Origin of the sequence: Hydrogenophaga taeniospiralis (assembly GCF_020510445.1) — a bacterium.
GTDB lineage: Bacteria > Pseudomonadota > Gammaproteobacteria > Burkholderiales > Burkholderiaceae_C > Hydrogenophaga.
In genome coordinates this window covers 641,012-660,343 of the sequence record NZ_JAHBAG010000001.1, presented here as the reverse complement: position 1 = coordinate 660,343, position 19,332 = coordinate 641,012, and the positions used below count along the sequence as shown (strand labels likewise).

Annotated in this window: 24 protein-coding genes and 2 pseudogenes; 5 read left to right on the top strand and 21 right to left on the bottom strand. The window is 64.0% G+C overall.

The window, feature by feature from the left end:
- Nucleotides 1-8: 8 nt before the first annotated feature.
- Entirely contained in the window at nt 9-401 is a 393-nt protein-coding gene (locus tag KIH07_RS03170; RefSeq protein ID WP_226490589.1) for a hypothetical protein, read from the bottom strand.
- Nucleotides 402-551: 150 nt separating this feature from the next.
- Here KIH07_RS03170 and KIH07_RS03165 point away from each other — a divergent pair, with 150 nt between their 5' ends.
- Nucleotides 552-944: a GFA family protein gene (locus KIH07_RS03165; protein ID WP_226490588.1), complete on the top strand. Its 393-nt coding sequence runs from the start codon at nt 552-554 to the stop codon at nt 942-944.
- A 104-nt stretch (nt 945-1,048) separates the two neighbouring features.
- On the opposite strand, the gene KIH07_RS03160 is transcribed toward KIH07_RS03165, so the two are convergent.
- Nucleotides 1,049-1,768, bottom strand: a complete 720-nt coding sequence (locus tag KIH07_RS03160; RefSeq protein ID WP_226490587.1) for an endonuclease/exonuclease/phosphatase family protein — start codon at nt 1,766-1,768, stop codon at nt 1,049-1,051.
- A gap of 136 nt (nt 1,769-1,904) precedes the next feature.
- On the opposite strand from KIH07_RS03160, the pseudogene KIH07_RS03155 reads away from it, so the two are divergent.
- A pseudogene (locus tag KIH07_RS03155) lies at nt 1,905-2,311 on the top strand (IS110 family transposase); the annotation flags it as partial.
- A 191-nt stretch (nt 2,312-2,502) separates the two neighbouring features.
- Complete coding sequence (locus KIH07_RS03150; RefSeq protein ID WP_226490586.1) at nt 2,503-2,664, top strand: hypothetical protein; 162 nt, start codon at nt 2,503-2,505, stop codon at nt 2,662-2,664.
- 18 nt (nt 2,665-2,682) lie between these two features.
- Here the strand turns inward: KIH07_RS03150 and KIH07_RS03145 are convergent, their stop codons facing one another.
- From KIH07_RS03145 to KIH07_RS03120, 6 genes are all read right to left on the bottom strand, one after another.
- A complete protein-coding gene (locus tag KIH07_RS03145) occupies nt 2,683-3,021 on the bottom strand; it encodes a hypothetical protein (RefSeq protein WP_226490585.1) in 339 nt (112 codons plus the stop codon).
- A gap of 142 nt (nt 3,022-3,163) precedes the next feature.
- Nucleotides 3,164-3,802: a DUF2306 domain-containing protein gene (locus KIH07_RS03140; RefSeq protein WP_226490584.1), complete on the bottom strand. Its 639-nt coding sequence runs from the start codon at nt 3,800-3,802 to the stop codon at nt 3,164-3,166.
- A gap of 33 nt (nt 3,803-3,835) precedes the next feature.
- A complete protein-coding gene (locus KIH07_RS03135) occupies nt 3,836-4,255 on the bottom strand; it encodes a DUF3052 domain-containing protein (RefSeq protein ID WP_226490583.1) in 420 nt (139 codons plus the stop codon).
- Between the two features lie 116 nt (nt 4,256-4,371).
- Complete coding sequence (locus KIH07_RS03130) at nt 4,372-4,905, bottom strand: hypothetical protein (RefSeq protein ID WP_226490582.1); 534 nt, start codon at nt 4,903-4,905, stop codon at nt 4,372-4,374.
- Between the two features lie 296 nt (nt 4,906-5,201).
- Nucleotides 5,202-5,810 carry a hypothetical protein gene (locus KIH07_RS03125; protein ID WP_226490581.1) on the bottom strand — a complete coding sequence of 203 codons (609 nt, stop codon included), beginning with the start codon at nt 5,808-5,810 and terminating at the stop codon, nt 5,202-5,204.
- 93 nt (nt 5,811-5,903) lie between these two features.
- A complete protein-coding gene (locus KIH07_RS03120) occupies nt 5,904-6,329 on the bottom strand; it encodes a DUF1851 domain-containing protein (RefSeq protein WP_226490580.1) in 426 nt (141 codons plus the stop codon).
- Nucleotides 6,330-6,461: 132 nt separating this feature from the next.
- On the opposite strand from KIH07_RS03120, the gene KIH07_RS03115 reads away from it, so the two are divergent.
- The gene (locus tag KIH07_RS03115) at nt 6,462-7,478 is read left to right on the top strand and encodes an IS110 family transposase (protein WP_226490579.1); all 1,017 of its coding nucleotides are present in this window, start codon (nt 6,462-6,464) and stop codon (nt 7,476-7,478) included.
- A gap of 497 nt (nt 7,479-7,975) precedes the next feature.
- Here KIH07_RS03115 and KIH07_RS03110 read toward each other — a convergent pair whose 3' ends face one another.
- From KIH07_RS03110 to KIH07_RS03095, 4 genes are all read right to left on the bottom strand, one after another.
- Entirely contained in the window at nt 7,976-8,554 is a 579-nt protein-coding gene (locus tag KIH07_RS03110) for a hypothetical protein (RefSeq protein WP_226490578.1), read from the bottom strand.
- Nucleotides 8,555-8,589: 35 nt separating this feature from the next.
- Nucleotides 8,590-8,985, bottom strand: a complete 396-nt coding sequence (locus KIH07_RS03105) for a hypothetical protein (protein WP_226490577.1) — start codon at nt 8,983-8,985, stop codon at nt 8,590-8,592.
- Between the two features lie 137 nt (nt 8,986-9,122).
- Complete coding sequence (locus KIH07_RS03100; protein ID WP_226490576.1) at nt 9,123-9,422, bottom strand: hypothetical protein; 300 nt, start codon at nt 9,420-9,422, stop codon at nt 9,123-9,125.
- A gap of 268 nt (nt 9,423-9,690) precedes the next feature.
- Nucleotides 9,691-10,221, bottom strand: a complete 531-nt coding sequence (locus tag KIH07_RS03095) for a tyrosine-type recombinase/integrase (protein ID WP_226490575.1) — start codon at nt 10,219-10,221, stop codon at nt 9,691-9,693.
- On the opposite strand from KIH07_RS03095, the pseudogene KIH07_RS03090 reads away from it, so the two are divergent.
- Nucleotides 10,124-10,342, top strand: a pseudogene (locus KIH07_RS03090) (tyrosine-type recombinase/integrase); the annotation flags it as partial. The gene KIH07_RS03095 and the pseudogene KIH07_RS03090 sit on opposite strands and share 98 nt — an antisense overlap.
- A 25-nt stretch (nt 10,343-10,367) precedes the next feature.
- Here the strand turns inward: KIH07_RS03090 and KIH07_RS03085 are convergent.
- The 9 genes from KIH07_RS03085 to KIH07_RS03045 form a co-directional block, all read right to left on the bottom strand.
- Entirely contained in the window at nt 10,368-11,489 is a 1,122-nt protein-coding gene (locus tag KIH07_RS03085) for a DUF1513 domain-containing protein (protein WP_226490574.1), read from the bottom strand.
- Between the two features lie 22 nt (nt 11,490-11,511).
- Nucleotides 11,512-12,651, bottom strand: coding sequence for an imelysin family protein (locus KIH07_RS03080; RefSeq protein ID WP_226490573.1), 1,140 nt, complete (start codon nt 12,649-12,651; stop codon nt 11,512-11,514).
- Nucleotides 12,651-14,117, bottom strand: coding sequence for a di-heme oxidoredictase family protein (locus KIH07_RS03075; protein ID WP_226490572.1), 1,467 nt, complete (start codon nt 14,115-14,117; stop codon nt 12,651-12,653). Before KIH07_RS03075 ends, KIH07_RS03080 begins: the two co-directional genes overlap by 1 nt.
- Nucleotides 14,118-14,295: 178 nt before the next feature.
- On the bottom strand, nt 14,296-15,486 hold the full coding sequence (locus KIH07_RS03070; protein WP_226490571.1) for an imelysin family protein: 1,191 nt from the start codon (nt 15,484-15,486) through the stop codon (nt 14,296-14,298).
- Between the two features lie 193 nt (nt 15,487-15,679).
- Entirely contained in the window at nt 15,680-16,453 is a 774-nt protein-coding gene (locus KIH07_RS03065; protein ID WP_226490570.1) for a DNA adenine methylase, read from the bottom strand.
- A 153-nt stretch (nt 16,454-16,606) separates the two neighbouring features.
- A complete protein-coding gene (locus KIH07_RS03060) occupies nt 16,607-16,831 on the bottom strand; it encodes a hypothetical protein (protein WP_319004774.1) in 225 nt (74 codons plus the stop codon).
- The gene (locus tag KIH07_RS03055; RefSeq protein WP_226490569.1) at nt 16,821-18,635 is read right to left on the bottom strand and encodes a hypothetical protein; all 1,815 of its coding nucleotides are present in this window, start codon (nt 18,633-18,635) and stop codon (nt 16,821-16,823) included. Before KIH07_RS03055 ends, KIH07_RS03060 begins: the two co-directional genes overlap by 11 nt.
- On the bottom strand, nt 18,632-19,039 hold the full coding sequence (locus KIH07_RS03050; RefSeq protein ID WP_226490568.1) for a hypothetical protein: 408 nt from the start codon (nt 19,037-19,039) through the stop codon (nt 18,632-18,634). Before KIH07_RS03050 ends, KIH07_RS03055 begins: the two co-directional genes overlap by 4 nt.
- Nucleotides 19,036-19,275 carry a hypothetical protein gene (locus tag KIH07_RS03045; protein WP_226490567.1) on the bottom strand — a complete coding sequence of 80 codons (240 nt, stop codon included), beginning with the start codon at nt 19,273-19,275 and terminating at the stop codon, nt 19,036-19,038. The genes KIH07_RS03050 and KIH07_RS03045 overlap by 4 nt, the downstream gene beginning before the upstream one ends.
- Nucleotides 19,276-19,332 lie beyond the last annotated feature (57 nt).

The window sequence follows — 19,332 nt, the reverse complement described above, 5'->3', positions numbered from 1 at the left end:
CAAACTGCTCATACCGTGTTTACCACCGTGGCCTTTGTGGACTGCAACCACCGAAAGGAATAGAGGGCAAAAGCAAGGTCCCCGAGGGTGATGAGAAATGTCCTGAGCTGGATGTCTCCACCTACCAGGCATGCGAGGGCAACAAGGAATACACCGCTTTTGCCGATGGCCGCCAGCGCAACGACGGGCCGGGAGATGCTGGGTTGCAGGGCCAGCCACACATACGTGCCACTAAACAGAACAACGAAGAATATGAGCATCCAGAGATAGAAGACCGAACCCACAGGGGGCAGCGCCGCAAATGCGCCCAGCGTCGATGGGAACAACAGCATCAGGGCTATGAGCAGGTTGAATGCGGCTCCCATCCACAAGACCTTGCGTATCGTCTGTGAGTCGGTCATCGAATGCAACTCCCCCGGTTGTGGTCTCTCGCATGAGGCCTAACATCCGGCCTTCCCAGCCCCGGGAAGGCCGACCGCGCAAGCCCGGTTGCCATGATGCACCATGCGTTCGACGCCATTCCTCCACGGCGCATCTTCAAGGAGACCCGCATGGACCGATTCACCGGTGGTTGCCTTTGTGGCGACGTGAGGTTTGTGGCGTCGGGGCGCCCCTACCGCGTTGGCCTGTGCCACTGCCTCGACTGCCGCAAACACCACGGGGCCCTGTTCCACGGCTCTGCGGTATTCCCTCAGGAGGCGGTGACGATCGAAGGCGAACCCCGCGAATACCAGGGGCGGTTCTTCTGCCCCCGCTGCGGCTCGTCCGTCTTCGGGCGCAGCGCAGACGAAATCGAATTGAACCTGGGCTCCCTGGATGCCCCAGACCAATTCACGCCGACCTACGAACTCTGGACCGTCCGTCGCGAATCCTGGCTGCCGCCATTTCCGCTTGCGAAGCGGTACGAACACGATCGGGAAAACGCGGGTCGCACGGAGGAGTAGATCGCGCCATTGGCGGCCTGTGGTGTGAGGTCCAACGTCGGAGATGACCGGCGGATAGTAGGCGGGCGAAGACCGCCGATAGGACGTCCGTGTCGATCGACTTGTTAGGGTTCACTGCGCGCCTTCAATGAAATGGTGGCGAGCAGAGCCGCATGGTCCGATACGTGATCTTCGACCGATGGCCCGGCGACCGAAACGCCGTCAAGAGTGTGAACATACTCAGCAGATGTGCAAGCAAGCGCCTGCGATACGAGGACGTGGTCGATGCGAGAGCCGCGATAAAAGCTCCACTCTCCCTTTGCTCGAGGAATTAGCCACCCTTCGCGCTCCAAATTGGAAAGGTACTTTCCGCCGAACGAGCGGTGATTATCAGGATCGGCGTTCAGGTCGCCAACCCAAGCAATAGGCCTTAGGGACGTTGAGCGTATGAGAGCGCTCAAGTTGTCCCAGTACTCGGAACGTGCTTGGCGCTCATACGTTGGCGCGCGCAATCCGACCAGTTCAACGCCGGAGGAAAAGTGAACATGCAGAAGATTCGATTCGCCTGCGCCACCCTCGAGCCGGGGCCCGCGCAATTCACCAAGCGCGCACTCCTCGCGAGCGGCAATGAGTACCTGGTTATGCCGCCCCATCCGAGTAGAGCAATGAACATGCGTCAGCCCCAGTGAGCGCAGCAGGGCGCGAAGGTCACCACGAGTCGGACCATCAACGAATTCGTTCAAGACGAGAACATCGGGTGCGAGCGCTCTCAACGCGGGTGTGAAGCCGACGCGAATTAGCGCTTCTCGAGTTTGGTGTCCCAGATTCCACGAAAGTACGCGCATGTTTGGTGAGCCCTAACGAATGAAAGGGACTTCCCCGTCCCGGGTGATCCGCGCAATTGCGGGGTACGGCATCGAAGTGCCACGATGGGAAGTACGAACTCTCATCAACTCACTCGTTTGTTGGAAGGGGACGTCCATGGCAATCGTATCCGTTGGCATCGATCTGGCAAAAAACGTCTTCGCCGTTCACGGCGTCTATGAGTCAGGCAAGCCGGCTCTGGTGCGCCCGCCGTCCCGTGCGCCCGGCTGCTCGAACTCATCGCCTCGCTGCCCCCATGCCTGATCGGCATGGAGGCCTGCTCCGGCGCCCACCACTGGGCGCGTGAGTTCCAGAAGTTCGGTCACACCGTGCGCCTGATGGCGCCCGAGTTCGTCATCCCCTACCGCCTCTGGGGCAAGCGCGGCAAGAACGATGCGGCCGACACCGCAGCGATCTGCGAAGCCGTCAGCCGACCCAATATGCGCTTCGTACCGGTCAAGAACATCGAGCAACAGGGTCAGCTGCTGGTGCACCGTGCCCGCCAGGGTTTCGTCGAACAGCGGGGCACCAAGATCACAGGTGGCAAGGTCATGAGTGGCAAGAAGACCAAGCGCTGTGCCAACCGCACGGCCCAGGCGCTGCGTCTGGCGGCAGCGGCCTTGCGTTCGAGCGAGTCGGCGCTGGGCGCGTACTACCGGCGCCTGCGCGCGCGCATGGACTTGGCCCTTGCGCCGTCACAGCCGCTGCCCACAAGTTGGCCCGACTGATCTACGCCATGCTCACCCATGGGCAGGAATACACCGACCGGGGGCAGGACTGCTTCGAGGAGCGCTACCGCCGACGCGTCTTGCACAACCTCGCCCAGAAGGCCAAAGCCATGGGCATGCAGCTCGTTCCCTCCGACAACACCGCGTGAAAACACCTGCGAAATCAATCAGTTATCTGGTGTTTCTTGAGGGGCCTCACAGGTGCTGGGAAACGCAGCTGACCATGCCTTGTATTGGTCTGGGCTGAGGGATTCGACTTCTTGAAGAAGCCTATCCATCTGGGTGAATCCTGCCAGCCTTGCTGCTTCCTGCAACTGTACGGAAGTGAGTTCGTCTTCGTAGAGTTCGATCATTAGACCGGCCAGAAGTGCTTGGGAGGATTTGTAGTTGCCCCATGCTGCTGCTGTATTCTCAAGCGAACACACCTCGAATCTAGACGTTTCCCCATTGAAATACGTGAACGTGACGCCGCACTCCCATAGCGGGGTTATTTTGCGCAGGGCCATGTTCGAAGACCGCCAGTAGTCCGGGGGTCTGCATCGAAAGCCTAGCGGTGAATCCTGGTTGTAGTTCAGCAGGTGATTTAGCAAGCCAGAACCGAAGCCCAGCTCGAGGAGGGAGATAGTCGTGGACATGTTGCGTGAGGCCTCAACGTTTGAGGTGAGCGGTGGAGATCCGCTCGAGCGAAGGGTTATGCGTCGTGATCGCGAGCCACTCGGCGACTAGCAGGTTGGGCACCCAGCAGAGCCACGCGATGAATGCGTACGACGTTGCGAACGGCAGACCAAAGATGAAGACGGGCGGCAAGTACAAGCGAAGCGTGACTGCGGCAAAGGTGAGCGCGAAATTTCGGATCATCCATCGCCTGTGGGAGGCAAAGTCTCGATTGCGCGCTGCCATGAACGCCCTTGCTCCGGTGAAGAGCCAAGCGACGGCGAGACCGGCGAACCCAAACTTGGCGAGCAGCCCACCGAAGGCATATTGGCTCATGTACAGGCCGGCCGCGCCTCCGACGGCAACCGCGACGCCCAGGTAGACCCGACCCAACCACCGATGTAGCTTCGGTTGTTTCAAGCGCAGGCGAGTCGAGAACTGAAGCGGCCCAAGAAGCAGGGCCAAGGCTGACGCGAAGATGTGGGTCTTGATGCCGATCGGATGGCTCTCGAACGCGGCGCGCATCTGCGGGTGAAGGCGCTCCGCGCCTGGACCTAGGCTGTACGTCGCGACGGCATATGCGGCCACGGCGAAACTGAGGAGGAGGACCGCGGTGAAGCTAGTGCGACGCATAGCGTCCTCTCAATGGAAGGTTGGGCCGCATTCTCAGCGAAGCTCCTTGCGAACCACCAACTTGAGCCCCGACCAGACTTCCGTGACGGCGCAGACCTTGATATCTACGAAGCCAAGTGGCAACGCCAACTCGCGGATAGTGTCTTCTGTGATGGTGGTCGGAACTTTGGCTGACTTCTTCGGCCAGGAGACCCACAGCGCTGCGTCAGGTTTCAGCTTCTTGCGCAAGACACTCAGAGTCTTTGCCAGTTCTTCTCGCTGCGTGACATAGACGTGCGCGATATCTACCTTTGAATCGGGTTGGCTCACAAACTGCACGGCAGGAGGAAGTGGGGCCAACAGACTTTCGTACCCCTTCGGTGCTTCAAGGAGCAGCACTCGATGCGCCTCTTTGATGCCGAGCTTCTTGGAAAGCGGCGTTCCAGAGTACCCAGCGGCGCTAGAGGTTCCCATGCGGCCTAACGTCCGAGTCGAACGACCTGTTAGAGCGCATCGGAACCGCTGGACCGCCGCATGCTCTTCCTTTCGAGATCTTTTTGAACGAGCGCTTCAATTCCGACATTCCTTCTTCACTCTTCCCAACGGAAGTCGAGTGTTAGCGCTGCGCCCGAGGTAGATAGCGGCCCCAAGTAGAAGGTTGCCTGTTGCCCTTGACCTTCTCGTTTGCAGCCGAGCACCAGCTCACCCTTTTGGGAAGGAGTCATTCTGCAAAGAACGATCGCATTTGCCGAATTCAACCCGCCATCTTCAACCGCGACGTCTATTCCCCGACGGTAACGGGTCAAGGGCTGCCCTTTGGGTGCCCTGAGCGTTACTTCGTAGCCCACTCCCGTCAATTCAATCGGACACGTGCCCGGCACGATCTCGTCGAGCGCGAGTTTCTGGGTGTGGGTGCCATGGCTCACGGGGTAGTAAAACACGCGCGAGTAGTAGAAGCGCTCTTCCTGCAGCAAGGAGGTTCTGGACCACCAGCAGCCGTCGATCGGCTTACCGGAGCGAGGAAGCACCCGCCCCCCTGGATTCGGCGGCTGCGCACGGAATTGTGTGTAAAAAGTCACCAGACGCACGTCGAGTTCAGGAGGGGTGCGCGTGGTCACAGTCATCGTCCTAGTTCCGCGGTTTACGTTGTCGGGAGCCATCGTGTCCGATGCGCGCGTCGAGTCATACGCGTCCTCTCGGTTTCCCGGCGACATCACACAGCCGGTCGTTGTTAAGACTAGGACCACCAGAATCTCGGGTTTCCAAGCGAACTTCATTCGAGCTCCTTACACCTGTTTTCCGCGCGCCGTGCCCGATGGACCACGTGCGCTCTAACGTTTGAGATGAGAGGCTTGACCCGGCTTGCCGGGGCAAGTCCTCTCGATTGAAGGGTTAGGCGTCGTGCTCAAACGACCTAGCACTATGCGTTGAACCCAAAGACGAAGCGCACTTCCGTGTGCAACGTCATTAGGCGACGAACTTCGTTGACAAAGTACTTGAAATCCGCGGTGAAGTCGTAAGTCCACTCAACGATGACACGCAGTGTCTCCTTAGTTATGTTCTCGGGCGTCGCATAGAGTTCGGCATCCTCATGCTGTTGCCAATCGGTGTGCAGTTCATGCCATAGCGCTGGGTTTGAGACTTTGTCCCAAGCGTTGTATGTGTCAATCGGCACCCATATGGTCATCGGCTGGATCGGTGGTGGCGCAGCAATGATTTCCGATCCAAGCAGCCATGAGAACCCCCATTCCCCCATTTCGAGCTTGTTGCGATCAGCGTATGAACTTGTGTGCTCCCGCTTGATAGGTGAAAGGATGTCATGGCTACTGATCGGGTGGAAGTTGTATTCATCAACTTCGAAGTCGTCTGGGAAGCCGCGAGGCTGACTCAGTGGCTTCATGCCTGCAGTTCGGGTGGAGCTCAGCCAGCAGTAGAGGTACAGATCACGATCCTCGTTGTACTCACTTGATATGTCTATCCAGCGGTCGCCTTCCTTCTTCTGAAATACACCGTGAATGTCAAAGCCCATAGGCGGTTCGTTCCTTTCGACGCCTAACGTTTGAGATGAGAGGCTTGACCCGGCTTGCCGGGGCAAGTCCTCTCGATTGAAGGATTAGGCGGCTCACGCGAACCCATGACTCATGCCTACCAACTCTGCAAACACCCAGAAGTTGCCTTTGCTGTAGGTGTCTGGCTCTTCAGTTCCGCCTAGGAATGGGTACGGCTCGGGTATGTATACCTCTTCCGCTCCCAGAGGGCCAAGCCGTTCTTGAATGGCGGCTTGATGCCCAGGCTTCAATACGTACTCTGAGAAACCGACGTCTTCGAGAACTTCGGATTCAAATGCTTCGAGTGACACAAACGAGCCATAGCTCTTGTACGCCTGACGGAAGGGATAGAGAACGGCGTACTCGTTCTTCCTTTGATCGAAGAGGAAGAAATGGCCAAGGCCCGAATAGCCGATGACGTGGGTGAATGCTGGTAGCTGTGACTCCCAGCAGCCAAGCGCTGAAGTCGGGCGCGGAGGTTGAAGTAGGAAGTACGACATTTGGCCGCCTAACGAATGAAAGGGACTTCCCCGTCCCGAGTGATCCGCGCAGTTGCGGGGTACGGCATCAAAGTGCCACGATGGGAAGTGCGAACTCTCATCAACTCACTCGTTTGTTGGAGGGGGAAGTCCATGGCAATCGTATCCGTTGGCATCGATCTGGCAAAGAACGTTTTTGCCGTCCACGGTGTGGATGAGTCAGGCAAACCCACACTGGTGCGCCCCAGTGTGCCTCGCGCCAAACTGATGGAACTCATCGCCTCGCTGCCTCCGTGCCTGATCGGCATGGAGGCCTGCTCTGGTGCCCATCACTGGGCTCGTGAATTCCAGAAGTTCGGTCACACCGTGCGCCTGATGGCGCCCAAGTTCGTCATCCCCTACCGCCTCTCGGGCAAGCGCGGCAAGAACGATGCGGCCGATGCCGCCGCCATCTGTGAAGCCGTCACCCGCCCCAACATGCGCTTAGTGCCAGTCAAGAGCATTGAGCAGCAAGGCCAGTTGCTTGTGCATCGTGCCCGCCAGGGCTTTGTCGAACAACGCACCGCCACGCTCAACCGCATCCGGGGCCTGCTCTCTGAGCTGGGCATCGTGCTGCCACTCAAGGCCGCCGTCGTGCGCCGCGAGGCCATGATTTGCCTGGAAGATCTTCCAGGCTGGGCCAACACCGTGATCGGTGATTTGCTCAGTGAGGTCGCCAGGCTTGATGGGCGCATCGCGCAGTACGACCTCCACATCCGCGCGATGGCGCGCCAGAGCACCGAAGCCCAGCGGCTGATGCAGCTCTCGGGCATTGGTGAGACCACCGCCACGGCGCTGCTGAGCACCATCGGCAATGGGCGTGACTTCAAGTGCGGGCGCCAGCTGTGCGCCTGGCTCGGGCTGGTGCCCGGGCAGTACAGCTCGGGCGGTAGGCGGCGCCTGGGGCGCATCACCAAGGCCGGTGACCCGTACCTGCGCAGCCTGCTGGTGCTGGGTGCGCGAGCGGTACTGGCCGCCGCCAAGAACAAGAGCGATCCGATCAGCCGCTGGGCTGTGGCGCTGGCGCAGCGCCGAGGCTACTGGAAAGCGGTGGTGGCCATCGCGGCCAAGAACGCCCGAATGTGCTGGGCCGTGCTCAGTCGGGGTGAAGATTTCAGGTTGCCCGTCTGAGCACCGGCCGATCACCAGCTCGTATCACTCAAAGGAGCCTTGTTCGATTTCCACCACTGCGTGCAGCCAGCGTTGATGAGTCATGGGTTGGACCTGCGCGGGGCGTGACCGTTTAACTCAAGGAGTCCAGGGCCGGTGGCAACGCCGGCCATCCTCGGCTAACGAATGGGTCCCCCGCGCGCGTCTTTCATCAGGGTCCGCTGCCTTTTGAAGCAGCATCCATGACCGTTTGTAGTTTCGCTGTCCGCATCCCTTGCTCGGTGAGCAACGCAGACTTGGCGCAGAAGGTGGAAAGCCGTCAATTCAACGTCTGTTCCGTGATGCATCGCTTCGCGATGCATCACGGCTGGATCGGTGTTTGACTTTTGGGGGGAAGCCCTTGTAGTTTGAGTTGGGCGGACGCCGCCGGCAAGCCACTTGGGCCGCGAGGCGCTCAGGCCTATCATGCGCCTCGCGGCCCAAGTGGCTTGCCGGTGGAGGTTCGCTCGAGCGAAGGGTTAGGCCGCATTCGCTCGCTTCTCTGCCAGGATAGAAGCGAGGAGCCAGCCGCCATTGGAGATTCCGTTCCGCGTTTGCTGCATGCGCTCCACGAGGTCAAGAATCTCGCTGACGCTGACGCGTTGATGGACGATAAGTGTCTTCTTTTCCTGTAGACGAACCTTTAGGCGCCTTGCATCGTGCGGCGCCTTCTCTTCGGCTGGATCCCACACAGAGTGCACGAACTGGTTGCGTTGGTCCTCATGTACTTGGCAGTCCTTGGCGAACTGCAGCATTTGGCGCAGGAGGTCCTTTATGAACGCCTCCCGCTTCTCTTCGGCGGGGCTGCCGGTCCACAGAAAGTGAGACGGCTTCGTTGTCTCAAGAAAGTTCCGCATCAGTTTGACGCGCGCTTTGAACGGAAGCTCGTTGACCGTATAGAAGTAATGAAGATCGGTGTCGTCGACTAGGTTAGGTCGCGTGAGTTGGATGAGACCATATGTCACGGCCTCCTCCAACGCTTGGAACGCGACGAGAAGACGACCCAGCGCCTCGTAGTACGAGGAGTGCAACGTTTCAGAAGCGTGATGGTCTCTCATGCGGCCTGCCGTTGGTGGTTCTCTTGAGCGAGGTGTTAGGCCCCACTGCGCACAATAGGCGCCTTGCCTGACCAGAAGTTGTTCAGACCTTGCCACCACGACCGGCTCTCTGGACCCAGGTACTCAAGGAACAACCCGGGGTCGGCGCTGCTGTGCCCCCAGACATTTTGGATTCCTTCAAGTACTCCGATAGTCGCCAGTTCCTTGACCTCGTGTGTGCCTTCGGTGTGCATTCGTTCGATGGTCGCGCCCACCTCAGCAAAGCAGGAAGTTGCGCCGTCCAATTGAAGGATGAGTAGATGGTGCGCAAACTCCCCAGCAGCCACATACAACACATCATTTCCGTACTCCGCGACATGTTCGTCCCGCGCGGCTGCAAACGTTGGACATGCCTGAACCAACATGTCGAGAACTTGAGTCTGTTCAATCACGGGGTGTAGCGAGAAGCTTCAGGGTTAAGCGGCCGAGTTGCGGAAGAGGTCATTTGTGGGGCCTAACGTTTGAATTCAACGGCCGCCGAAGGCGGTCCGCTGGAATGATGGGTTGGGCGGCTTCGCGGTCGAGTGGCTCATGGGTACCAGACGATTGAGGAACCTTCAGCCAGCGCGCCCTCATAGTGCTTTTGAAAGGCCTTCATTTGTGGTTCGTTCAGCACCTCGACTGCTATAGGCTTCCCTTCGCCTACTTGTAGTTCAGTGAAGCCGAACTGTTCCAGCTCATTGATTGCGACCTGCTGCTGCGCATCATTGTTCTCTTGAGCGACAAAGAGAATGAACCTATGCGTGTTCCCGACCTCGGGGCAGTTCCACTCGAACGCTGCTGTTCCCGAGTACTTACCCGTGCCGCCGTAAAGATAGACAGTTTTCATCGAGACGCCCAACGAACAGCGTTTATCAGCCGCGAAGCAACGTGTGAATTCATCATGAGCCTCCCTTGCGGCTGATAAACCTTGTTGGACTGAACCGCGCGAGGTGGCGGCGTGTTTTCTTCTGAATGGGCAGTGTAAGTTTCAACCGCCGATTCGGGCAATCCTAAACGCCACTGGGAGCGCCCATTGTGTGGTGCCGACCACGTTGGATCGGTCGGTTTCGCCTTGAACAGCGCACGACCGCGTCTGCTTGCAGGCTCTGCCCGTGTCACCACAGGCGCTCACACCCCTGGGTGCGCACGGTGGCCCACAGCCACGCCGGCGTGGCTGGCGGTGATTCTTCAAAGCATGCCCAGCAGCATTCATGGTGGCCTCCGGCAGGCCGCACCTCCTCGGGTTGGGTCAGGCGCTCTTGTGCGCTGGGGCGCCAGCAGCTGCACCAGCCGCAGCCGTCCCATTCGGCAGTGGGGACAGGTGTCGATCTCCAGCGCCGCCACGTGACGCATGAAGGCCCGGGCGTCCTCGGTGGCCTGGGGCTGCGGCTGGGGCATCTCCAGCAGTGTTCGCGCCAGTGCCATGCGGCTGGTCTTGGTCGCCGTGCGCCATCGGGCACATCCGGGCGGGCCCGGTGCAGGTCGCGCATGGTGGTGCTCACCTGGCTGTGGCCCAGCCACTGCGAGAGACTGTGCAGGTCCACCCCGGCTTCAAGCAGGTGTGTGGCCCAGCAGTGGCGCCTATTGCCAGCTCTACATAGGCGCCATTCATTCGCCACGCACCTGTTGCAAGCGGGCACCGACATCCGCACCGTGCAGGAACTGCTGGGTCATTCCGATGTGTCCACCACCATGATCTATACACATGTACTGAAGGTGGCGGCGGGTGGCTCGGTCAGCCCGCTGGACGCCTTGAGCGCCATCTAAAACGGGGCAGGCCTTGCCGCGCGGCTCAACCCGGCCACCCCAACCAATGGTTGTCGAACCGCACCGGTTCGCGCACCGATGCGGCCGCGCTGGCCACCACCGGGTCGGGTGTGCCGCCCATCTGCAGCACGCCTTCGCTTCCGCTGGCCCACCAGTGGCCGGCGCGTTCGGCCAGGGCGTAGGCTTCCTGGTGGGGCTGGTCGTGGTGCCAGCGGGCGTCGGCGTCGAACAGGGCCAGGCGGTTGGCGCGGGGGCAGCTCACCACGAAACCGCCGCCGGGGCGGGCGCAGATAGAGCCGCCGTAGCCCATGAGCGTGGGTTGCTCGGTCGCGGCGCGCAGGCCGCTGCCGTCGCACACCGCGAGCACGGGCGCGCGCTGGCGCGTGGGCAGGTCGGGGTGTTCGGCCTGCAGCGCCACGCCCACGCGGCGCGAGACCGGGTCCCAGGCCAGGTGGCGGATGCTGAGCATGGGGTCGGCCAGGCGCCACTGGGCCAGCAGCGCGCCGCTGCGTGGGTCCAGCGCCACGAGCGAGGCGTCCATGCGGTCCAGCGCGCGTTTGGCGCGGCCGGTTTCGGGCAGGGTGGGGATGCCGCCGTTGGCCACGATCAGACTGCCGGCGGGCAGTTCGCCCAGGCGTTCGGGCAGGGCCAGCAGTTCGTGCGGGTCCATGCCGTGGGTGGGCCATTCGGCCTGCTTGTCCAGGCTCTTCGCGTGGCGCACGCCGAGCCGCCCTTGCGCGGTGTCCAGGTCGGTTTCGGTGGTCCAGAGCGTGGCGCCGTCGGCGCTGGTGATGACGTGGCCGTTGAAGCGGCGGTCGTCCCCGATCCAGTGCCATTGCGTCTGGCCGCTCTCGGGTTGCCAGCGCAGCAGCCAGTCGCCGGGGCGGCGCGCCACGGCCAGCACGCTGCCGCCCGCTTCGGCCCACAGGCCGTGCGCCCGCGTCGGCACCACGAACGAGCGCTGCACAGACCAGGACGTGTCACCGACCGACAGCAGGCCGATGTGTTGCTCCGCGTTGCTCTGCCAGGCGGCCAGAAGGGTGGCGCGATCCGCACGCGCGGCCCACGCAGACGGCAGACAGCACGCACCAGCACCCGCCAGCAACACGCCTCGGCGCGAAATGCCTCCTTCCAGCGGCCACGCCACTGGCGGCGCAGGGGGGCGTCCTCTAGTCACCGTCGGCATCGGAAAACCCGAGCGGGATGTCGAGCGCGGCGGCCACTTCGTTCTGAAACAGCACCGTCACCGCCTGCAGCGTCGCCGTGAGCGCCTGCAGCTCGCGCGGCCCGCTCTGGGGCTGCAGCTGGGCCAGGCCGGCGTCCGCCCGGTCCAGCGCCTGGGCCCAGCGCTGCGCCAGCGCCAGTTGCCCCTTGCCGATCAGCAGGGCTTCCAGCGGCACCAGGGCCTGCCCGGGCTCGGGCGGGGTCTGGCGCTGCGTCGGACTGAGCCGGGCCTGGGCGCGCAGGCTCTGCCACTGCGCGCGCCAGTCGGCCAGGTTGTGTTCGGGCGTCTGGCGCGGGAATGCGATGGCGCCACCCTTGCCCGAGGTCTGGTGGGACTGGATGGGTTTGCCGATGTGCGCCCAGCGCAGCCGCTCCAGGCCGGCGAGCCACTGGTTGACCCACTCGGCCATGGCGGTTCCGGTGGCTTCGGGCGATGCGGCCCAGTCCTGCGCGGCCAGGGTGTCCAGCGCGGTTTTGAGCGCCTGCGCCTCGACCACGATGGCCCGGGCTGACAGGAGCACGTAGGTGCAGGTCGGGGCGTCCAGGCGGGTGGCGGCGGGGGCCGCAGAGGTTGCAAAAAGCAGCCGCTCCAGGGCCGGAAAGCCCTTGGCGGGCGTGCCCACGCGGTCCATGTCGGGCAGGGTCTGCGGCGCTTTCTCCAGCGCCTTGCGCAGCAGCTCGGGGCGGGTGGGCCAGAAGTCGATCTGGCGTTGCGAGCGGCGCTGCACCACCGGGCCCACGGCGGGCGTGGACAAGCTCTGCCAGGCCAGCAGGGTCTGGCGCCATTGCGCGCGCAGCTCGGCCAGCGGGGCCTGGCCCTGGCAATGGCGCGCGGCGCTGCCCGCCAGGGCCTGGGCCTGGGCCTCGAAGGCCGCCGCCAGCGGCGGCAGGTGGTGGCCGTACAGGCCTTGCATGGCCTGCTCCGCCGAGTAGTAGGGGAAGGCGTTCGCGGGCGCGTTGACCGGGGCCGCCGTGCCGGGCGCGGCTTCGGCGGCGGGGGCCGACTGCGCCAGCGCCATGGCCGGGGCCAGGCCCAGCGCGCACAACAGCAGCGCCAGTGCGCTCAGCGGTGGTGGCCGCCGCATCACAGCGACTCCACGAACTTCACCAGCGCTTCGCGGTCGCGGCGGTTCATCTTCAGCACCTGTTCCTTGGCGGCCTGGGCTTCGCCACCGTGCCAGAGCACGGCTTCGAGCACGCCGTTGGCGCGTCCGTCGTGCAGCAGGCGCTGGTGGCCGTTGACGTCCTGGATCAGGCCCACGCCCCAGAGCGGCGGCGTTTTCCACTGCGTGCCGCTGGCCTGGAAGTCGGGCCGGCCATCGGCCAGCGCGGCGCCCATGTCGTGCAGCAGCAGGTCGGTGTAGGGCCAGATGCGCTGGCCCGCCACGCGCGCGCTGGTGAGCGCGGGGAACGGGCCTTCGGCGGTGACGTAGCTGGGCCGGTGGCAGGCCGCGCACTGCGCCTGGGCAAACAGCGCCTGGCCGCGCAGCACCTGCGGGTCGTCGGCCTTGCGGCGCGCGGCCGGCGCCAGCGTGGCCTGGTAGAAGATCACATGGCCCAGGGTCTCGTCGTCGATCTCGGGCACCGCCGCGCTGGCCTGGGCCGCGGGCATCAGGCCGTCGTGGCCGCTGCGTTTGCCGCCGCCGTGCGGCGCGCCCAGGCAGTCTTTCTGCGCCGGGGTGCAACCTTCCTGCGCGAAGACGCTGCTGGTGATGCCGATGTCGCCGTTGAAGGCGCCGGCCGTCTGGTGCGCGATGGTCGCCACGTTGGCCTTCCAGCCGAAACGGCCGACGCGCTCGGCGCGGGCGAAGGCGTCCCAGACGCGGTTGGGCTGGCCCTTGATGGGGCCGGGCGCGGCCGCCTGATCGCGCGCGTTGCGCAGGATCTCGGCCTCGGGAATGGCTTCGAGCAGGCCGATGCCGGCGATCTGCGGCGCGATGCGCGGGCTCACCAGCACGTCTTTGGCCATCGGGCCGTAGCCCAGGCCGGCCAGGGTGTAGAGCGGCTGGCGCAGCGTGTAGCGCGTGCCGTCGGCAAAGCGGCCGTGGACGGGCCGGCTGCGGATCTCCACCCGGCCTTCGGGCCGCACGCCCTGGATGGCGGCGTTGTTGAACTGATCGCCGTAGGTCGGATCGGGCACCACGCCGGCGTGCGGCGCGGGCGTGCCCGGCACCGACAGGCGCATCAGCAGCGCCACGGTGTTGTCGGGCGCCGGGCCGAGGGTCTTTTTCCAGTCGGGCGGCGCGCCGCGGCCGTCCATCACGTGGCAGCCGGCGCAGGAGCGCGCGATGAAATGCGGCCCCAGGCCGTCGCGCGCCGTGGTGGAGGCGGGGGCCTCGACCCAGTTGCGCTTGAAGAAGGAGTTGCCGATGGCGAACCGTGTCTGTTCGGCGTCGCCGAGGTTGGCAAAGGGAAACGAAAACGCCTGCCTGCCGGTGGCGTGCACCGTGGCCGCGCCACCGGTCAGCACGCCCAGCGGATCGGGGTCGGTGTCAGCGGTGGCCCGCCCATGCAGGGCCAGCATCGCCAACCCGGCGGCGACAGCCCCCATGGCTAGCGCGATCCGCGTGGCTTTGGGAAAAGAAAACATGATGAATCAAGGCGCGGGGAATGCAGCAACGCTGCGGGGAAGCAGGGGGCTTGTTCAAGGATGCCGTGGAACTGGCTTTGCCAGGCCACAGGCATCGCCCCCTGGGGGGTGACGCGCCCTTAGGCGCGGCGCAGGGGGGTCATGGTTCCACCAGCGTGAGCTTCGCAATGCCCACGGCCGATGCCGATTCCACCAGCAGCTTGGACTGCGCGACCAGGCTCTCGATGGTCTTCTCGATGGCGGGCCGGCCGGCCGCGCCCTTGGCGATGGCGCGGTCGAACGGCGCCGGGATGGCTTCGGCCGAACTCACGGACAAGGCCAGCTGCGCGCTGGTCTTCTCGGCCAGGGCCGGGTTCTTGGCGGCCACCAGATCGCGCACGCCCGGGCCTTCGAGCTTGCTGCCGTCGCGCCGGGTGTACTGGCCCAGCCACACGTTCTGGATGCCTTTGGCGTTGTTCACCACGTCGCGGTGCGTGTTGTCGGAGAAGCAGGAGTGTTCGTCTTCCTGGTCCTGCGAGTTCAGCGCCACTTCCATGCGCTCGCCCGCGAGTTCACCGCGCGAGAGCGAGCCCAGGCCGACGATGATCTTGCGCACCGACTCCTTGCCGCCTTTTTCAAACTTGGCGCGGTAGTTCTTCGCGCCGGGGGCCCAGGCCGCGGCCATGGCCGAGAGGTCGTCCACCAGCAGCTCGGTGGCCACGGTCAGGTACATCGCGCGGCGCTCGGCGTTCTCGCCTTTGCCCTTCACATAGTCTTCAAACGAGCGGTTGCCCGGGCCGGTTTCGCTCTGGTCCTGGCCCCAGAGCAGGAACTCGACGGCGTGCCAGCCAGCGCTGATGTTCTCTTCGCCGCCGCGTTCGTTGGCCTTGGCCAGCGCGGCCTTGGTGATCTTGAACTTCGGCGTGTTCACCAGGCCGGCCTTGGGCTTGCCGGTCACGTAGTCCACATAGGCCTCGTCCAGTGGCCAGGCGTTGATCTGGCCCTCGGGGCCCTTGTCGTCGTCGATCGGGCCGCTGTAGAAGCGGAAGGCTTCGGTCTGGCCGTAGAACTCGCGGCCCGCCAGCCAGGCCTTGCGCGCCTTGTCCAGGCCTTCGGCCGAGGGGGCGGCGACGAAGGCGGCGATGGCGGCCTGCATGTCCTTGGCGGCGGCCAGGGTGTCGCTGTAGCTGGCGTGCACCAGGGTGGCGTAGTGCGCGGCCACGGCCTTGGCGTCCACCGCGCTCGCGGTGGCGGCAGCGGCGGCGGGCGTGGCGGCGTGGGCCGGCAGGCCAGTGAGGGTGGCGCTGGCGGCGAGGGTGGCGATGGCCAGGGTCAAAGCGCGCAGTTGCATGAAGGCTCCTTGGTTAAAGTAAATGAGAACGATTCTATTTTAGATTGTTTTGGACGCTCTGTTCCAGCCAGGCGTCCAGGATCGCGGCGCTGGGATGGCGCGCCGCGCGCTTTGGCACTAAATGACGCTGCCTTTGGCACTTTTTGACGCTGCCTTTGGCGCTGGTTTAAACGTCTGAGCGAGCGTCTCGCGGTCACCAGCTACGGATCACCAGCTCGCCGGTCGTCTTCCGGGTCTCGGCCCTGCTCACAGAGTAGGCAATGTCCAAGCGGTCCATGGCCAAACCCTTGAATGCCTTCCGCATCTCCGGGATGTCGTTCACCGAGATGACCATTCGGCCCTTGATCGTCCTGGCCAGCTCAGCCAGACGGTCGTACTGTTCCAGGCCGAACCCAACCCCATAGCCCTCCGTACCCCAATAGGGAGGGTCGCAGTAGAACAGCGTCCCTGCCCGGTCGTACTTGGCCACGCAGACTGACCAGTCCAGGTGCTCGATGTAGGTGTTTGCCAGGCGCAGGTGAGCAGCCGACAGATCCTCCTCAAGGCGCAGCAGGTTCAAACGCGGTGGTGCCGTGGCTGCCGTCCCGAACGTTTGCCCAGTCACTTTTCCACCGAATGCCTGTTTCTGCAGGTAGAAAAATTTGGCCGCACGCTGGATGTCCGTCAGAGTCTCTCCCGGGGTCACCTGCAGCCACTTGAACATCTGCCGGCTCGTCAAGGCCCACTTGAACTGCCGGGTGAACTCTTCGAGGTGGTGGCGCACCACCCGGTACAGGTTCACCACGTCGCCGTTCACATCGTTCAGCACCTCCGCCTTGGCCGGAGCCTTGGAGAAGTAGAGCGCCGCAGCCCCACAGAACGGCTCCACGTAGCAGGTGTGCTCCGGGAACATAGGCAGGATGTGTTTCACGAGGCGGCGTTTTCCGCCGATCCATGGCACCAAGGGTGCCGCTTTAAATTCCGTCATTGCAAGCCTTTTGAGCATTTAAAAACTGATAGGCTCGACCTACTCTCGCGAGAGTGGCGGGTCTTCGCCTGGCTTGCAGCTCATCCTGCAGGTTGGGGGCTTGGCAAGGTGCTCCAACACCGAACCAGGTCGCCCGTCTTTTTCCCGCCCCCGCTACACCTCGGCCGAGATGTAGGTCAGGTTCGGTGCCTCGCCCTCGATCACTCCATCGCGGACGAAAACTCGGCCATTCACCGCCGCAGCGCCACGGGCATGCAACTGGCCACCTTCGGGCAGCTCCACGGTGGCCACCTCGCCGTCGACGGCAATCACAGTGCCCACCAGCAGCGGCCGGGGCGGCAGCAGTGCCAGGAATCGGGCGTAGGGGTTACTCAACATGGGTCTCGACCACCAGGGTTTGGCTGAGCATCGGAAACTCCGGCATCTTCACCGCCGTATTGCGCACGATGCCAAGGTGCGGCCCGTCCTCGTCGACGAAGCGCAGCACCTTGCCCGGCAAGATGATCCCCGTCTCCGGAAGCACCATGGTCTGCACTGAAAAGTGCTCCTGCAGGCCGGTGTCAGACAGCACCCCCCGCCCGCACTGAATGTGGGCCTCGGCGGCGGTGATCAGCGGGTGGAGCACCTGCGGCGCGACCTTGTCGCTTGCCGTCCCAGTCCTGTCGACTGGGCCAAAGACACCCTTACCCACACCACCCACGAACACCCGGTTGTACCGAGGCCGCATCACCTCGTCGACGTTCACGACCGCCGCCACGGCTGCCGGCAGCTCAATGTCGGGCGTCAGCAGGGTCGCCCAGTCCCACGGCGCCTGTGGGTACAGCGGCAGCACGCGCAGCACCTTGTCTGTCGGGTGCGGCTGGATGTAGGCCCTGGCCGCCTCTGCGATGTACCGCAGCGCACCGATGTACGAACCTCGGAACAGAAACGCGTCGGCCGCCACCAACCAATCCTGGATCTGCCAGTCGAGGGTCCAGCCGAGGCTCACCCCGTTGACCGTGAGCACGTCGTCCATGAGCTGCTGTGCCGTGCGTGGCGCCGTGTTCCCGAACGACAGATCCAAGTCGTCCAGCTCGGCCGCCCGGCCCAGGCCCCGCACCGCAATGCGCGATTCCGGGAACGATTTATCACGCCCCATGCTGTCGATCGCCAGCCGATACGACACGCCGTTGACGACGCATTCAACCTCCACGCGCTCATCTGGCGCCGACCGCAGCAGGTGCGCCCGGGCGCTGCTGTGCAGCGACGCCGACCACCCGAAGGTCCAGGAATCCTTGTCAATGTCCAGGGTGAAGCTCTCCGCCTTGAACTCTGTGCCCGCCGGAAGGCGGTAGAGGGTGACGCTGTTGTGAACCACGTAGCAACTCCTGACAGGGATAACGATGCCGGCGGTAACCGGAGGCATGCACACATGCCCGAAAACCAGATCCACCGGTCCGCCCTCGTAGGCCGGGCAGGCGAACACCAGGTCGAGCGAGATCTCGCGACCTTCACCTTCTTCGCCACCTGGTGGCACGTAGATGGTTCGACCGGTGGGAATGGCTTGGGCCCGCTGCCAGCGAGCCACAAGGGCGCGCTGTGCAGGCGTGGCGACCTGGTGCGGGGCGAGCAGCGCGAGCGCCAGGGTCTGCCCTTGCTGCAGGCGTAGCAAGGGCGCCACCTGCAGGCCGTGGGCCACCTGGTGGGGCGCTAAAAGCGACACAGCCAAGGGAGTGGCGCCTTGCCAGCCGATGGCTTTGAGTACTTCGACCGGGGTGCACACCTGATGGACCAGCCGGACCGCCGCGCTCACCGTGGTGCCCGACTGCCCGCGCACGCGGGCCTCGTGCTGCACCGGGGCGGTGGTGTTCCAGCCGGTGGCGGGGGCGCCCGCGCTTGAGGTTGCGGCCTGCCACTGGGCAGCGTGCTGGTGGTCGATATGCGTGGGCGGCACCCAGGCAGCGATGGCTTGCGCTTCGGCGGGTACCGCCACCTGGTGGCGCAGGCCGCGCGCGGCGCTCACGGTGAGAGGGAGGCGGTTGTCGTAAGCCGCCGTGGCCTGCACCACCGTGCTGCCGAACATCACGGTGATATCGGCAGTGAGCGGCAGGATGGGCGCGGACCCACCGTCGTCGCCGAATACCAGGTCGATCGACCCGCCAGCGTAGACCGGACGGCTGAAGACCATATCGAGCGCGCTCATTCCGGCTCCATGAGCGAGCAGTTGATCGTGACGAGGCCGCCCACATACATCTGCATGCTGGGCACGGGCTGGCCGTCGCTGACGATCACCTGAGCGCCGCTTCCAGGCAAGCCGGCGGACAGGTCCATGACGGCCACGCCCGCCCCGTCAACGAACCTCGCCCACACCGGCAGGCCCGACACTGCGACATTGGCCTCCAGCGTGCACGTCAGGATCGCGTCGGTGGCGTGCAAGGCGAACGACACCGGGCCGAACGCGCCAATCAGCAGCGGCGGTTCCGCGCTGGGCTCACCAGTTGCGGGTCGGTTGCTCCCGAAGATGTGCACCGCCCCGCCGCCCTCGGCATCGATGTGGCCGCGAATGGCCAGCAGCTTGGCGCGGCGAACGGCAAGCGTCAGGCTCATGGTGCAGGAGTGGGCAGGACGATGTCGGTTTCGATCACGCCGCCATACAAGCCGGTGTGGTCGAAACCGGCGACGTAGAACGTGCCGGCACGCAGGGCTGTGAACTGATAGGCCCCGGTGACAGCATCGCTCCATGTTTCGCGCAGCAGGCGGCCGGTGGGCTGGTCGTGCAGGCGCACGCGGCGGCGCACGGGCGTGTTGGGAGTCCCGAAGTTTTTCGTTGTGCCGGCGGGCATGCTGTACGGGCCGGAAACCCCGATTTCGTGGACGCTGCTCCGCGTGATTGATGACGC